The sequence below is a fragment of the Pseudomonas graminis genome (assembly GCF_001705435.1).
In the GTDB taxonomy this organism is placed as follows: Bacteria; Pseudomonadota; Gammaproteobacteria; order Pseudomonadales; family Pseudomonadaceae; genus Aquipseudomonas; species Aquipseudomonas graminis_B.
Genome location: NZ_MDEN01000065.1, coordinates 311,117 through 324,058 on the forward strand (window position 1 = coordinate 311,117; position 12,942 = coordinate 324,058).

General features: G+C 58.0%; 13 protein-coding genes and 2 pseudogenes. 10 read left to right on the forward strand and 5 right to left on the reverse strand.

Features of this window, described 5'->3' with window-relative positions; translation table 11 throughout:
- Positions 1–33 precede the first annotated feature (33 nt).
- The 3 genes from BBI10_RS18135 to BBI10_RS18145 are packed head-to-tail and all read left to right on the forward strand — an operon-like array spanning position 34 to position 2,579.
- Positions 34–984 (forward strand): DMT family transporter, encoded by a 951-nt coding sequence (locus BBI10_RS18135; protein WP_208600757.1) that lies wholly within the window; start codon positions 34–36, stop codon positions 982–984.
- Complete coding sequence (locus BBI10_RS18140; protein ID WP_065990766.1) at positions 977–1,645, forward strand: hypothetical protein; 669 nt, start codon at positions 977–979, stop codon at positions 1,643–1,645. The genes BBI10_RS18135 and BBI10_RS18140 overlap by 8 nt, the downstream gene beginning before the upstream one ends.
- Positions 1,646–1,703: 58 nt before the next feature.
- Positions 1,704–2,579, forward strand: a complete 876-nt coding sequence (locus BBI10_RS18145; protein ID WP_065990768.1) for a PhzF family phenazine biosynthesis protein — start codon at positions 1,704–1,706, stop codon at positions 2,577–2,579.
- A 156-nt stretch (positions 2,580–2,735) separates the two neighbouring features.
- Here BBI10_RS18145 and BBI10_RS18150 read toward each other — a convergent pair whose 3' ends face one another.
- Both BBI10_RS18150 and BBI10_RS28260 read right to left on the reverse strand, forming a co-directional pair.
- The gene (locus BBI10_RS18150; RefSeq protein ID WP_065990646.1) at positions 2,736–5,702 is read right to left on the reverse strand and encodes a Tn3 family transposase; all 2,967 of its coding nucleotides are present in this window, start codon (positions 5,700–5,702) and stop codon (positions 2,736–2,738) included.
- 3 nt (positions 5,703–5,705) lie between these two features.
- Positions 5,706–6,255 (reverse strand): annotated as a pseudogene (locus tag BBI10_RS28260) (recombinase family protein).
- Here BBI10_RS28260 and BBI10_RS18160 point away from each other — a divergent pair.
- The 7 genes and pseudogenes from BBI10_RS18160 to BBI10_RS27635 all read left to right on the forward strand — a co-directional run bounded on the left by BBI10_RS18160 (position 6,232) and on the right by BBI10_RS27635 (position 10,175).
- Positions 6,232–6,456, forward strand: a complete 225-nt coding sequence (locus tag BBI10_RS18160) for a type II toxin-antitoxin system RelE/ParE family toxin (RefSeq protein WP_228022317.1) — start codon at positions 6,232–6,234, stop codon at positions 6,454–6,456. The pseudogene BBI10_RS28260 and the gene BBI10_RS18160 overlap by 24 nt on opposite strands.
- Before the next feature lie 82 nt (positions 6,457–6,538).
- A pseudogene (locus BBI10_RS18165) lies at positions 6,539–7,057 on the forward strand (manganese catalase family protein); the annotation flags it as partial.
- A 78-nt stretch (positions 7,058–7,135) separates the two neighbouring features.
- Complete coding sequence (locus BBI10_RS18170; RefSeq protein ID WP_065990770.1) at positions 7,136–7,342, forward strand: hypothetical protein; 207 nt, start codon at positions 7,136–7,138, stop codon at positions 7,340–7,342.
- Between the two features lie 272 nt (positions 7,343–7,614).
- Positions 7,615–9,003, forward strand: coding sequence for an ATPase domain-containing protein (locus BBI10_RS18175; protein ID WP_065990772.1), 1,389 nt, complete (start codon positions 7,615–7,617; stop codon positions 9,001–9,003).
- A gap of 92 nt (positions 9,004–9,095) precedes the next feature.
- The gene (locus BBI10_RS18180; RefSeq protein ID WP_065990774.1) at positions 9,096–9,461 is read left to right on the forward strand and encodes a response regulator transcription factor; all 366 of its coding nucleotides are present in this window, start codon (positions 9,096–9,098) and stop codon (positions 9,459–9,461) included.
- 99 nt (positions 9,462–9,560) lie between these two features.
- Complete coding sequence (locus tag BBI10_RS18185) at positions 9,561–9,890, forward strand: hypothetical protein (RefSeq protein ID WP_065990776.1); 330 nt, start codon at positions 9,561–9,563, stop codon at positions 9,888–9,890.
- Positions 9,891–10,001: 111 nt separating this feature from the next.
- A complete protein-coding gene (locus tag BBI10_RS27635) occupies positions 10,002–10,175 on the forward strand; it encodes a hypothetical protein (RefSeq protein ID WP_167355811.1) in 174 nt (57 codons plus the stop codon).
- 27 nt (positions 10,176–10,202) lie between these two features.
- Here the strand turns inward: BBI10_RS27635 and BBI10_RS18190 are convergent, their stop codons facing one another.
- From BBI10_RS18190 to BBI10_RS18200, 3 genes are all read right to left on the reverse strand, one after another.
- Entirely contained in the window at positions 10,203–11,093 is an 891-nt protein-coding gene (locus BBI10_RS18190; protein WP_065990778.1) for an alpha/beta fold hydrolase, read from the reverse strand.
- Positions 11,094–11,302: 209 nt separating this feature from the next.
- Positions 11,303–11,671, reverse strand: coding sequence for a histone-like nucleoid-structuring protein, MvaT/MvaU family (locus tag BBI10_RS18195; RefSeq protein WP_065990779.1), 369 nt, complete (start codon positions 11,669–11,671; stop codon positions 11,303–11,305).
- 204 nt (positions 11,672–11,875) lie between these two features.
- On the reverse strand, positions 11,876–12,841 hold the full coding sequence (locus BBI10_RS18200) for a tyrosine-type recombinase/integrase (protein WP_065990780.1): 966 nt from the start codon (positions 12,839–12,841) through the stop codon (positions 11,876–11,878).
- Positions 12,842–12,942: the final 101 nt, after the last annotated feature.

A 12,942-nucleotide genomic window follows, 5' to 3' on the forward strand; every position in this document is an offset into this window, starting at 1 on the left:
TCGTGCGCGTGCCAAGCGTCTGCGGGAGAGTGTGTGTCACATAAAGAGAAAACGTTTGTGCCGTTGGCATTTCTGATGCTGCTGCTTCCCCCGCTCTTTTGGGCAGGAAATTTCATTATTGGGCGAGCTCTTAGAGACGCCATCCCGCCGATGACCTTGTCCCTGTGGCGTTGGGTCATCGCCATGGTGTTCATACTCCCGTCCGCCTGGAAATACATCAAACGGGACCATCAACAGTACCTTGAACATCGCTGGCTTCTGGTCAGGCTATCAGTGACCGGTGTGGTTGCGTTCAATTCGCTGGTTTACCTGGGATTGAGAGACACCACCGCAGGCAATGCTTTGCTGCTCAACTCCTGCATCCCTGTGTTAATAGCCTTTTTCGCAGCGGTCTTTTACAGGCAGCGTTTGCGCGTCATGCAGTATCTCGGGCTGCTGCTGTCATGCGCTGGAGTGGGGATCATCATCGCTCACGGGGATCTACAAACGTTTTTGGCCATGAAATTTTCCCACGGAGACCTTTTGGTCTTTTGCGCGATGGTGTCGTTTGCGCTCTACACCTTGTGGCTACGCAATGTACCGCAGCAGATTGACCGACTAGGGTTGATGGCGGTTCAGATCGCAGTCGCGTTCGTATTCCTTATTCCGCTTTGGGGGATCGAGGCGTTCCATGGCATCAGTGCCCAATGGAGCCCGCAAGCCATCGGCGCATTACTGTATCTGGGCGCCTTCCCTTCGGTACTGGCCTATGTGCTCTTCAACATGGCCGTGAGCCGGTTCGGGGCAGCCCAGGCGGGGTTGTGCATCCACTTGATACCGGTATTTGGAGCCGTTCTGGCGGTTCTCTTTCTCCATGAAAGCTTTCATCTTTACCACGCTGCAGGTATGGCGGCCATCCTTACGGGGATTCGGCTGGCATTGAAACCCAGCCCAGTCATCAGCCAGATCAGCAGCACGACTGCTCAAGGCAAACTCAATGAATGAACGAATCTATTTTGATAGCGATGCGCTCGAATTAACCACCAGTGTCTTAAGCTGCTCGGCGCGGGAGGATGGCAGGTACCAGGTGGTTCTCGCTGCGACTCTATTTCATCCCCAAGGCGGGGGGCAGCCTTCTGATAGCGGAACCATTGACAGCGTTAACATGCTGCAAGCCCTGCAGAGCGATGACGGCATCATTCACATCACCAGCGGTCCCTTGGACCTAGGGACCGTTACACTGAAGGTCGACGGTGCCGCTCGTGAATTGCATGCCCGTTACCATTCAGCAGGGCACCTCATAGCGTGCGCTGGAGAAAAATATGGCTGGCTTGGTCTCAAAGGCAATCATCGACCCGGTGAAAGCCGCGTGGTCTTTGATCCCACTGATCATGCCCGACCAGTGACCGAGGAGATGTTGCAAGCCGATGTTGCAGCGCTTGTTGCGCAAAATCTGCCTCGCAACGTCGATGTCTCTCAAGGGAGACGTGTTGTCACTTGGGGTCAGTTGCCACCTACCGCCTGTGGCGGGACGCACGTCAGATCTACAGGTGAGGTCGGAGAAATTCACATCGTGCGGGTTAAACAAAAGAAAGGGCAGCTATCTGTCCAGTACGAACTGGACGCTGATGAGGCCTTAGAGCCCGCTGGCCTGGAAACCTGTTAAGAAATTTTTCCGTGCAGCGAATGCTGCTCCTGTTGGCCCTCCTGCAAGGAAACAACTCATGACTGAGATCTGTTTTAAACAAGTTGATGTGTTCACCGCAGAACGTTTCATGGGTAATCCTGTTGCTGTTGTCCTGGAGGCGGAAGGCCTTTCTGACGATCAGATGCAACAAATTGCCAACTGGACAAATCTTTCTGAAACCACTTTCGTCTTGCCCAAAAAGGAGGCTGTCGCTGACTATCGGGTACGCATTTTCACGCCAGGTTCAGAACTGCCCTTCGCAGGGCATCCAACGATCGGTACAGCTCATGCTCTGCTGGAAGCAGGTGTCATCCACGCTAGCGCTGGCGTCGTCATCCAGGAATGCGGGGTAGGCCTTGTTCGCCTTCACGTCTCGGTAGATAAACTAGCAAACCAGGTAATCGCGTTTGAACTGCCTGAAGCTACCATTACGACCCTGCAAGACGCGGAGGTTAGGCAGCTTGAAGCAATTTTGGGAATGCCGGTGCATGGGCCGCGCCCAGCGCTGGTCGATGTCGGGGCTCGCTGGATCGTTGCACAGCTTCCTGACGCTCGGCAGGTATTGGAAAACCAGCCTGACCTTGAGCAAATGAAGATTCATAATTTGAAAGCGAGGGCCACAGGGGTCGTGATTTTTGGCAAGCACCAGGACGGCAGTGATGCAGGTGTGGAGGTGCGTGCTTATGCACCTGCGTGTGGGGTCAACGAAGATCCGGTGTGTGGTAGCGGCAACGGTGCCATGGCAGCGTTCATTCGAGATACCGGCCAAGCGAGTGATTTCGGAACGTCATTACTGGCAAGCCAGGGCGTGAAGGTGAACCGTAGAGGCTTCATACAACTCAGTATCACGGGTGACGTGATAACTGTTGGTGGAAATGCCGTCACTTGTATCAGCGGAACAATGTCTATCTGACGCATGCTGTCCGAGCGTCAAGCTATTGCTGACCTGACGCGCTTCTCGACAAACCCCTTAGCCGGTACAACAAAGCTGACTGCACGAGTCTTCGGTTATCAGTGTGAGAAATACGTTATCGTTGGGGAGCCGAGAGAATTCGGAAAAAATCGTACGCTAAGGCTTTCCGAGCTGTCGTAACGGCCTGAATTTCCCTTCCTCCAGCTTGCGGCTCTGCCGCCAGACGTAATCGCCGGTCAGGTTAATGTGCTCCCAGCCCAGCGGCGACAGATATTGATACATATCGGTATTCACCGGCTTTCCGGCGTCAGTCAGCCCTTGGGTTGCCCGCTCCAGGTAGACGGTGTTCCACAGCACGATAGCGGCGGTCACCAAGTTCAGTCCGCTGGCCCTATAGCGCTGCTGTTCGAAGCTGCGATCCCTGATTTCACCAAGGCGGTTGAAGAACACCGCCCTGGCCAGGGCATTGCGCGCCTCGCCCTTGTTCAATCCAGCGTGCACGCGACGACGCAACTCGACACTTTGCAGCCAGTCGAGGATAAACAGCGTGCGCTCGATCCGGCCCAGCTCCCGCAGGGCCACGGCCAGGCCGTTCTGACGTGGATAGCTGCCCAGCTTGCGCAGCATCAACGAGGCAGTGACGGTGCCCTGTTTGATCGACGCGGCCAGACGCAGAATCTCGTCCCAGTGAGCGCGGACGTGCTTAATGTTCAGCGTGCCGCCGATCATTGGGCGCAGCGTCGGGTAGTCCTGTACGCTCTGCGGGACATACAGTTTGGTTTCGCCCAGGTCGCGGATGCGCGGGGCAAAACGAAAGCCCAGCAGATGCATCAGGGCGAAGACATGATCGGTGAAGCCAGCCGTGTCGGTGTAGTGCTCCTCGATCCGCAGATCCGACTCGTGATACAGCAGACCATCGAGCACATAGGTCGAATCCCGCACTCCGACATTCACCACTCGGGTACTGAACGGCGCGTACTGATCGGAGATATGGGTATAGAACAGCCGCCCTGGTTCGTTGCCGTATTTCGGGTTGACGTGCCCGGTGCTTTCGCCTCGACCGCCTGCACGGAAGCGCTGGCCATCGGAGGATGAGGTGGTGCCGTCTCCCCAGTTGGCCGCAAAGGTGTGGTTGAACTGATTGTTGACCAATTCAGCCAGAGCCGCCGAGTAGGTTTCGTCACGGATGTGCCAGGCTTGCAGCCAAGACAGCTTGGCGTAGGTCATACCCGGACTCGACTCGGCCATTTTCGTCAGCCCAATGTTGATGGCGTCACCAAGGATTGCTGACAGTAACAGCGTTCGATCCTTGGCCTGAGCACCATCCTTCAGGTGGGTAAAGTGACGGGTGAATCCTGTCCACTCATCCACGTCCATCAGCAGCTCGGTAATCTTGATGCGCGGTAGTAGCTGACTGGTCTTGTCGATCAGCGCCTGGGCGGTGACCGGTACTGCCGCATCCAGCGGCGTGATCTTCAGTCCGGACTCTGTGAGGATCGCGTCGGGGAGTTCATTGTCCTTGGCCAGCTTGGCGACGGTCGCCAGTTGCTGCTCTAGCAGCTGCAAGCGCTCCTCTAGGTACTGGTCGCTGTTGGGATTGGTCGCCAATGGCAGCGCCTGTTCCTTCTTGAGCGCGGCAAACTTCGCGGGCGGCAGCAGGTAATCTTCAAAGTCACGAAACTGCCGTGAGCCCTTGACCCAAATGTCGCCGGAACGCAGCGCGTTTTTCAGTTCAGACAAGGCGCAGATTTCGTAAAAACGCCGGTCAATGCCTTCCGGCGTGATCACCAGCGGTTTCCAGCGCGGCTTGATGAACGCAGTTGGTGCGTCCGATGGCACCTTGCGCAGGTTGTCTGCGTTCATCTCGCGCAGCTGCTGGATGGCATCCAGCACACGTTGAGCTGCCGGTGCGGCCCGGAGTTGAAGCACCTCCAGAAAGGCTGGAGTGTAGCGGCGCAGAGTATTGAAGTTTTCGCTGACCAGGTGCAAATGGTCGAAGGTTTCGGGACGGGCCAGTAGCTCGGCGTCGGTCACACTCTGGGCGAATTCGTCCCAGGGGATGACCGCCTCGATGGCGGCGAACGGATCGCCACCGGTAGTTTTGGCCTCCAGCAAGGCCTGACCTATCTTCGAGTACAAGCGAACCTTGTCGTTGATCGCCTTGCCCTGTTTCTGAAATTGCTGCTGATGCTTGTTCTTGGCGCTGCTGAACAGCTTGACTAGGATGCGGTCGTGTAGATCCACCAGTTCATCGGTCACTGTCGCGGTGCTTTCCAGCACCACGGCAACCAAGGTGGCGTAGCGCCGTTCGTTCTCGAACTTGCCAAGATCCTGCGGCGTCATCTGCCCACCTTCGCGGGCAAGCTTGAGCAAGCGGTTCTGGTGGATATGCCGGTCGAGCCCTTCGGGCAGGGCCACCAGTTGAAAAATCTTCAGCCGCTCGATGTGCTCCATCATGTGCCGCGAATTCGGTTTCAACGGTGACTGCCGTAGCCAGGTCAACCAGGTACTATTGCTGCCTGTCTTGATGGTCAGCAGTTCGTCGAGTTTGTTGCGATGCTGCTGGCTTAGCGGCTCGATCAAAGCACGGTAGATCCTCCGGTTCGCTCGCGCCACTGCTTCGGAGCAGGCCCGGTCGATCACCGTCAGGGTCGGCAAAATCCGCCGTTGCTGACGCAGACTCTCCAGAGCCTGCCCAGCCAGTAACAAACCTTTGTCGGTCTGCTGGGCCAGGTTGGTCAGCTCACGTACCAGGGCGCGAAAGTCTGACAGCCCGAACGGCAACAAGCCCAGGTAGGTTCGCAACTCCTGGGCATGTTCACGGCGGGTGACATCGCGCTCACCGTACTTCGCCCAGCTTTCGGGCGCAGCCTGAACCTGTCGTGCCACCCACTCAATGACCGGATCTGGCAGCACGCTGTCGCTGGACAGCGCGTAACCGGGGTAGCGCAGCAGGCAGAGTTGCACGGCAAAGCCGAGACGATTGGCATCACCCCGTCGCTGACGGATCAGCGACAGGTCGGACTCGTTGAAGGTGTAATAGCGGATCAGATCGTCCTGGCTTTCCGGCAGCGCAAGCAAAGTCTCGCGCTCAGAAGCCGAGAGTATCGAGCGACGGGGCATGTATCAGTCATCCGTGCGTAGGTACTGGTAAAGGGTTTCCCTACTTATACCGAACTCACGGGCTAGCTGGGCCTTTGGTTCACCGACAGCGGCCCGTTGCCGGACTGCGACAGTCTGTTCGTCGGACAGGGCTTTTTTACGAGCCCGGTAACCGCCGCGTTGCTTGGCCTGGGCGATTCGCTCGCGAATGAGCGCTCGCTCGAACTCGGCGAAGGCTCCCATGACCGACAGCATCAGGTTGGCCATCGGCGAATCCCCTCCCGTGAATACCAGCCCTTCCTTCTAAAACTCGATACGCACGCCGCGCTTGGTCATTTTTTTGCACCAGGCGGCGCAGGTCATCCAGGTTGCGGGCCAAGTGATCCATGCTGTGTACCACGACCGTATCACCTTCACGGACGAAGCCAAGCATGGCCTCCGGTTACGGACGCTGGGTATCCTTGGCAGAGGCCTTGTCGGTGAACAGTTTGTTCACCTCGTTTTGTTTCAGCTGACATTTCGGGTTCTGTTCGTAGCTGTTGACCCGGACATAGCCGATACGTTGCCCCTGCAAGGGGCCTCCCTAGGCTATGTAGATGAACTTACAGCAGCACCTACCACGCTGCTGACCAATCCGCGCATTGGCGAACGACTAGAAGAGTTCGAACCAAGGGATGTACGCCGAATTCAGATCGGCCAATACGAGATGCGTTACGAGATAGTGGATTCCACTATCTACCTGCTGCGCCTGTGGCACACCCGCGAAGACCGATAGGTTTTGGCTGGGCCAGGAACGGAACACATCAAACTGGCGAGCCTATGACTGATCGGAAAACCTTAGCGTACGATTTTTTCCGAATTCTGTAGGCTCCCCATGGACAGCCGCCTACATCGATACCATCGGTGAACCGACGGCGGACTTCCGTTCGAACATCGCCGCCGAAGCACGGGCGAAGATCGTCTACGAACGCCTGATGAACGTGACCACCGATCCAGGCATCAAGGACGCCCTGGGCTTCCTGATGACCCGTGAAATCGCGCATCAGATTTCCTTCGAGAAAGCGTTGCATTCGATTCAGCCGAACTTCCCCCAAGGCAAGCTGCCAGGCATGCCAGAGTTCTCCCGGACTTACTTCAGCATGTCCAACGGCGAGCCGAACGTGCGTGGGCCGTGGAACAGCGACGCTGATTTCGAATACGTCGAGAATCCAAAGCCGGCAGTCGATGGGGGCGACGGTACCGCTTCTGTCACGTTGAGCGAGGACGATTCGGTGACGCTGACCATGATGAAAGAGCGGCTGAAGTCCGATCTGGAAGCCGACCCTATGACCGGTGCTGACCTCGGGTCGGGCCTGGCTCAGGGCAAAGCCGAGTAAACCGAGACGGGCTGGGCCGGTACGTAGCGGCCCCGCCAGACAGTGTCATCAATGCCAGGTACAGCATGGAGGTCTCTGATGAACAAGCCATTGGAAGATTCAACCCTCAACGAAGTCAGCGAGTTGTTCAGCGACAACGCCAAGCTCGACTTCACGTCATGTGTAACCCGTTTTGAAGCAGAAGCGGCAACGCTGGGGCGCGGGTTCAGAACGGCGTTGTTTGTTCAGCAATTCAAGGCGGGACTGCTGCCCAAATCCGTCAAAGGGGTTGAGAGACTCCATTAACGCTCGGGGTTTCTGTGGGTGGTTTCGCAGAACCATCCGCTGGCTGGACGGCTTCATCCCGCTATAACTCCATCGATTTTGCCCGCGAAAGCGGGCTTTTTTTGTCGCTGCCGAGGGGACCGAATGGGATACCTGCTCAGCAACTGCACGCCGTGCAATCCGCAACGTTGCGACGGGCTGGACTGATCCGCGATTACCCGCCACTGTATTGGCCTTCGCGCGTGAGCAATGCGTATTTTCAGGCCTGATGCACATCAGGAGAGGGAGCAGATTTGAATCAGCTAAAACGCCTTGAAAGCGGGATCAAGGGCTTCGACGCAGTGCTCAAAGGAGGCCTTGTTGCGGGCGCGTCATACATCATTCAAGGACGGCCGGGGTCGGGCAAGACGATTCTCGCCAACCAGGTGGGGTTCAACCACGTCCGCCAAAACGGCCGCGTGCTGTTCGCAACGTTGCTCGCCGAACCCCACGACCGGCTGTTTCATTTCCTCTCGACCCTGAGCTTCTTTGATCGCGGCGCGGTAGGCCAGAGTATCCAGTTCGTCAGCGCGTTCGACACCCTCGAGAACGACGGGCTGCACGAAGTGGTCAAGTTGCTGCGCCGCGAGATCAGCCGCCAGCATTCCAGCCTACTGATACTGGACGGGCTGCTCAACGCGCGCTCCAGGGCAGAAACGCCGCTGGACACCAAGCAGTTCATCTCCGAGCTGCAGGGGCATGCCGCATTCGCCGGTTGCACGGTGCTGTTCCTCACCAGTTCGCAACTCGACGATGGCAGTCCCGAGCACACCATGGTCGACGGCGTGATCGAGATGGGCGAAGACATGGTCGGCTCGCGCACGGTGCGGCGCATCAAGATGCGCAAGACCCGAGGCAGTGGCGCGATCCCTGGCGCCCATGAATTCGAGATCAACGAGCAGGGCATTTCCATCTACCCGCGCCTGGAATGCATGCTCACCCGCACCGGCGCCATGCCCGAACATCCCCATTCCCTACTGAGCAGCGGCATCGACGGGCTGGACGCCCACATCGGTGGCGGTCTGGTTCGCTCTTCGGTGACCCTGATCATGGGCCCTTCTGGCGCGGGAAAGACGTCCTTGGGCATTCAGTTTCTGGGCGGCTGCTCGGCACAGGAGCCCGGGCTGTACTTCGGCTTTCACGAGTCGCCGCAGCGGGCCATGAGCAAAGCGCGTTCTCTCGGAAAGGACTTCGCCGCGCTGGAAGCGTCGGGGGCGCTGCACATCGTCTGGACGCCGGCCTCGGCGGGTCTGATTGATCGGGTCTGTTACGACTTGCTCGACCGGGTAGAGCGGCTGCAGATCAAGCGTGTGTTCATCGACAGCCTGAATGCCCTGAGCCGCACGGCCGCCGATCAGAGTCGGGTGCTGGACGTTCTGGACACCTTGCTCAGCGAACTTCGCGGCCGGGGCGTTACGGTGATGGCGGCATGGGAAGCCCATCGGTTGTTCGACGAGCGTGCAAACCTCCCGACACCGGATGTCTCCGGCGTGGTGGATAACCTGCTGCTCGTCCAATTCGTGCAGCATCGGACTGAACTTCAGCGGCAGATTTCTATTCTGAAGATCAGAGACAATGCCTACGATCCCTCGCCACTTGAAGTCGTGATGAGCAACGCTGGAATCACCATGAAGAAGGTCTGAGATATGCGATTCGCAACGTGGGGGTGGCCAGAGCCGTTGAGTTGCCTGACCAGGCGCCAGACCCTCGCGACGTCGTGGGAAGTGACCCTCTGATGCCGACCATTCTGATCATCGACGACGAATACCTGATTGCCGACATCCTCAGCTTTGCGCTGGAGGACGAAGGCTTTCATACGGTCGTCGCCGGCAGCGGAAGCAAAGCGCTGGCCATTCTTGACCGCGAGCGCCCCGACCTGATCATCACCGATTTCATGATGCCGGGCATGACCGGTCTGGAACTTGCCCAGACGATCAAGTCCCGTCAGGTGCATATGGCGACGCCGATCATGCTCATGAGTGGCGCGCAGGCCTATATGGGGACCGAGCGGCCGGATTTGTTTGATGAGGTGATTGAAAAGCCCTTCGACATCGATCAGGTCATCGGCAAGATCCACGCTCTGTTTCAAGCCCGCCTGTAAGCCCGTTCATAAGTTGGCCTCGCTCGATCGTTATTACCGTTGAACGAATCGGATCAGGGCAGGGTCGATACTGATAACGCTTACAAGATGGGCAGCGCAATGAATACCTGGTACAGCAAATCGTTGGGTGAAGGCACCGTTGTCTACCGCCGCCTGCGCGTGTTAAACGAACTTCGCCATCAGATTTGTCCCGATGCGTCGTGCCCTTATTCGCTTTACATGGACGCCCTGACCGCGGAAACCATCGTTTTGTTTGAGCACGACCAGATGGTGCTGGCCACTGCCTTTGGTGCACTTCCTTCTGGGCAGCCTCACATCAACGGGGTCCGCCTGATCAACCTTGAATACAGCCCGCTGCCTGTCACGCTCCAAAGTGCACAAATCTTCAGCACCCCACGTTCCCACACACAACCCTCGGTTCTACGCTGATTATCGTGCGTAATGACCATGCCCTTGAATGTTCAAACTGATCATCAATGTGAGCAGGTTCCAGTCTGAACAGCTCGGTTGATTGTCGGTGTTGCCCGCAGGAGAATCATAATGGCCGTGGCCGTCGTCAGACTGGAAGGTGAAGACATCCCACTTGAACACCGGCAGTCCGGTGCAACTGCGGTCTTCCGCGTCAAGGATGAGGAGGGCGCCGAACTGTACTTTGAAGATGAAGTTGAAGCGGCCAAGTCGGCCGTCGAGCTCAGCAATGCCGAGCAGTCCTGAGTCGTTAGTGGCTCTGGTTATGTGCACTCAATGATCGTCCAGCAGGCTCAGTATTGCATCGGTAAACTCTGCCGGTGCTTCTTGCGGCACATTGTGGCCCACGCCCTCTATCACCTGCCGCCGCACTTGCCCTGCAAATCCCCGCACCGCCGCAACGCCCTCACGTTTGGAAGACACGCCATCGTCTGCCCCAGCCAGGATCACCGCCGGAACGCTGATCGGTGGCGTTTGCGCGAGCTTCTCCTGAATAAAGGCATAGGCGGGATCGCCCGGAACCAATCCGTAACGATGACGGTAGGAATGCGCCACGACCTCGACAAAGTCCGGGTTTTCAAACGAATGAGCGGTGTCAGTGAACGTGGATTCGGAGAATCCCCATGTCGGTGACCAGAGCTTCCACAGCAAACGGCAGAACTCTGATCGATTGGCCGCGAGGCCTGCCCGTCCGCGCTCGCCGTGAAGGTAATACTGGTACCACAGGCGCCGTTCCGTTTCGGGAGAGGCGGGCGTGTTGGCAGTGGCGATGTCCTGAATGTTGTAGCCGGGGTCGCAACTGACCAGTCCCGTTACCCGTTCCGGCCACAGCGCAGCGACCACGCATGCGGCGCGTCCGCCCCAGTCGTAACCGGCGAGAATGGCGTGAGGAATGTTCAGCGCGTCCATAAGTGCGAGGAGGTCGGCGCCCAGTGCCGCCTGCTCGCCCGAGCGGGGTGTGGCAGCATCGACAAATCGGGTGGGACCGTATCCCCTCAGATAAGGCACGATGCAGCGGCAGCCAGCCTGAACCAGTCGCGCCGACACCTCGTCATAGGCGTGGATGTCATAGGGGAATCCGTGGAGCACTATCACGACAGGCCCGTCGCTGGGGCCCACGTCGCGGTATGAAACATTCAGCACCCCGGCAACGATGTTCTTCACGGGATGGCTCCGACAGACAGGTAGTAGCGAAGCCCTGAGGACATGCCGGGCTGAAATAAGGGAGGATCTATCTGATGAGCGTGTGCGACGGCGAAGCGTAAATCAATACGGGAGCAGCGTTTGAATCACCGATGCAGCGCCGTGGGCGCATGCATCGGGAGATCGGCAATGGGGCAGTGGTCAGTGAGCCAGCTCCCTAGACAGGCCGATCAGGAAACCCAGGATTCGACCGTGTCGGAACCGTGTTCGGCTTTCCATTCTTTCAAGGTTTTGTGGTTGCCACCTTTGGTTTCAACGACTTCACCGGTGTGCGGGTTTTTATACACTTTAACGGCGCGGGCTTTGCGAGTGGTTTTCTCGGGGGCGCTGGCGTTCTTGCCCTGCTTGGATCCGGTCGGGTGATCCAGAATCGAAATAATATCTTTAAGGCTCTTATTGTATTCGCCGAGCAGCGTACGCAATTTGCCTTCGAATTCGATTTCCTGTTCCAGGCCTTTATCGCCTTTCATGGCCTCAAGGGCAGCGAGCTGATCGGCAAGGTGACGTTCGAGTTGGCGGTATTCAGCAAGTTTAGACATTGGAACTCCATGTTTCGGTTTGTTGATACTGACGTGCGGCGTTAGCACTGGCGAACATTGGAGCGCACGGTGATTACTGGTGTAACCGTGGACACTGTAGTGCGAGTGGGTGCATGGATGCCAGTACTAACAGCAAACTTTTCTGCCTTGACTGCAAGGTTTCCAGTTCACGCGCTGTGGTGAGGTTTAAAACATGCACGCCTGTCAGCTGTTGCCGAGCGCTGCAGGCTGCAACGCTGTGTTCAAAGCGGGTTTCAATGCCAGGCCGCCAAACGAGGTGGTCGGGTCTACATAACGCAGCGCTGATTTAATGTCTTTCCAGCCGACGTAATTCATCAGGCTTTTAATATCCCAGCCGTTGCCTGACGCCCACGTTGCAAATCCCCGGCGCATCGAGTGACTGCTGTAGAGGTCGTCGGGCAGCCCGGCGTCTTTAAAGATGCGCCGCAACATCGGCACCAGGCTGTGGGCGTTGATGGCGTCCATGGACAGGTTGCCCCAGCGGTCGATCCGGCGGAACACCGGCCCCTGGGTCAGCCCGGCCACGGTGATCCAGTTGATGTACGCATTGACCGGGCAGAGGGTCTTCAGCGCCGGGGTGCGAAAGGTGGTGCCCTCATACTGGCGGTCGCCTTTGGTGTACGGCAGATAAAAGCTGATGCCTTCGCCGGCCTGGGCCTGGGTGTTGCCGATGTCCAGCCGGGTCAGTTCGTCGCCGCGAAACCCTCGCCAGAAGCCGATCAGCACCAGCGCGATGGAGCGACGATGACGCATCAGTGTCTTGTGGTCGCCCCGTGCCCAGGCGGCGTTCGCCTCATTCTCCAGCCATGCCACCGCTTGCTCGAGGTGACGCAACAGCAACGGCGCCGCCTGTTTGGCCTGCGCCGGGTGGACGACGCGAATGCCCTTGAGCAGTTGCCGCACGGTGGGTGTTTTGGTCGGGTCCGGAAACCCCTGGGTGACGTGCCACTGGGCCAGCGCCGCCAGCCGCTGCTTCAGCGTACTGATGGCGTGCTTGTCAGCGTACTCGGCGAGGTAGCGGACGATGCCGTCGCCTGTGGTGGGCAAGTAACCGCCCCAGACCACTTCGAAATGCTCGATCGCGGCGCGATAGCTCCGCCGCGTATTGGCGCGGGTGCCTGCTGACAGGTATCGATCTGCCTTTTCCATACATCCCTCGGTGGCGTGACACGGGCGCTTTGCTGGTTGTGATCGCCTTTCACCCGTCTGAAAAGCGATAAAGCACTATTATCAACTGCTGGCAGCAACAT

Coding starts and splice junctions, on each gene's coding strand:
- BBI10_RS18140 (WP_065990766.1), top strand. CDS start 977: ATGAATGAACGAATCTATTTTGATAGCGATGCGCTCGAATTAACCACC.
- BBI10_RS18145 (WP_065990768.1), top strand. CDS start 1,704: ATGACTGAGATCTGTTTTAAACAAGTTGATGTGTTCACCGCAGAACGT.
- BBI10_RS18150 (WP_065990646.1), bottom strand. CDS start 5,702: ATGCCCCGTCGCTCGATACTCTCGGCTTCTGAGCGCGAGACTTTGCTT.
- BBI10_RS18170 (WP_065990770.1), top strand. CDS start 7,136: ATGAACAAGCCATTGGAAGATTCAACCCTCAACGAAGTCAGCGAGTTG.
- BBI10_RS18180 (WP_065990774.1), top strand. CDS start 9,096: ATGCCGACCATTCTGATCATCGACGACGAATACCTGATTGCCGACATC.
- BBI10_RS18185 (WP_065990776.1), top strand. CDS start 9,561: ATGAATACCTGGTACAGCAAATCGTTGGGTGAAGGCACCGTTGTCTAC.
- BBI10_RS27635 (WP_167355811.1), top strand. CDS start 10,002: ATGGCCGTGGCCGTCGTCAGACTGGAAGGTGAAGACATCCCACTTGAA.
- BBI10_RS18195 (WP_065990779.1), bottom strand. CDS start 11,671: ATGTCTAAACTTGCTGAATACCGCCAACTCGAACGTCACCTTGCCGAT.
- BBI10_RS18200 (WP_065990780.1), bottom strand. CDS start 12,841: ATGGAAAAGGCAGATCGATACCTGTCAGCAGGCACCCGCGCCAATACG.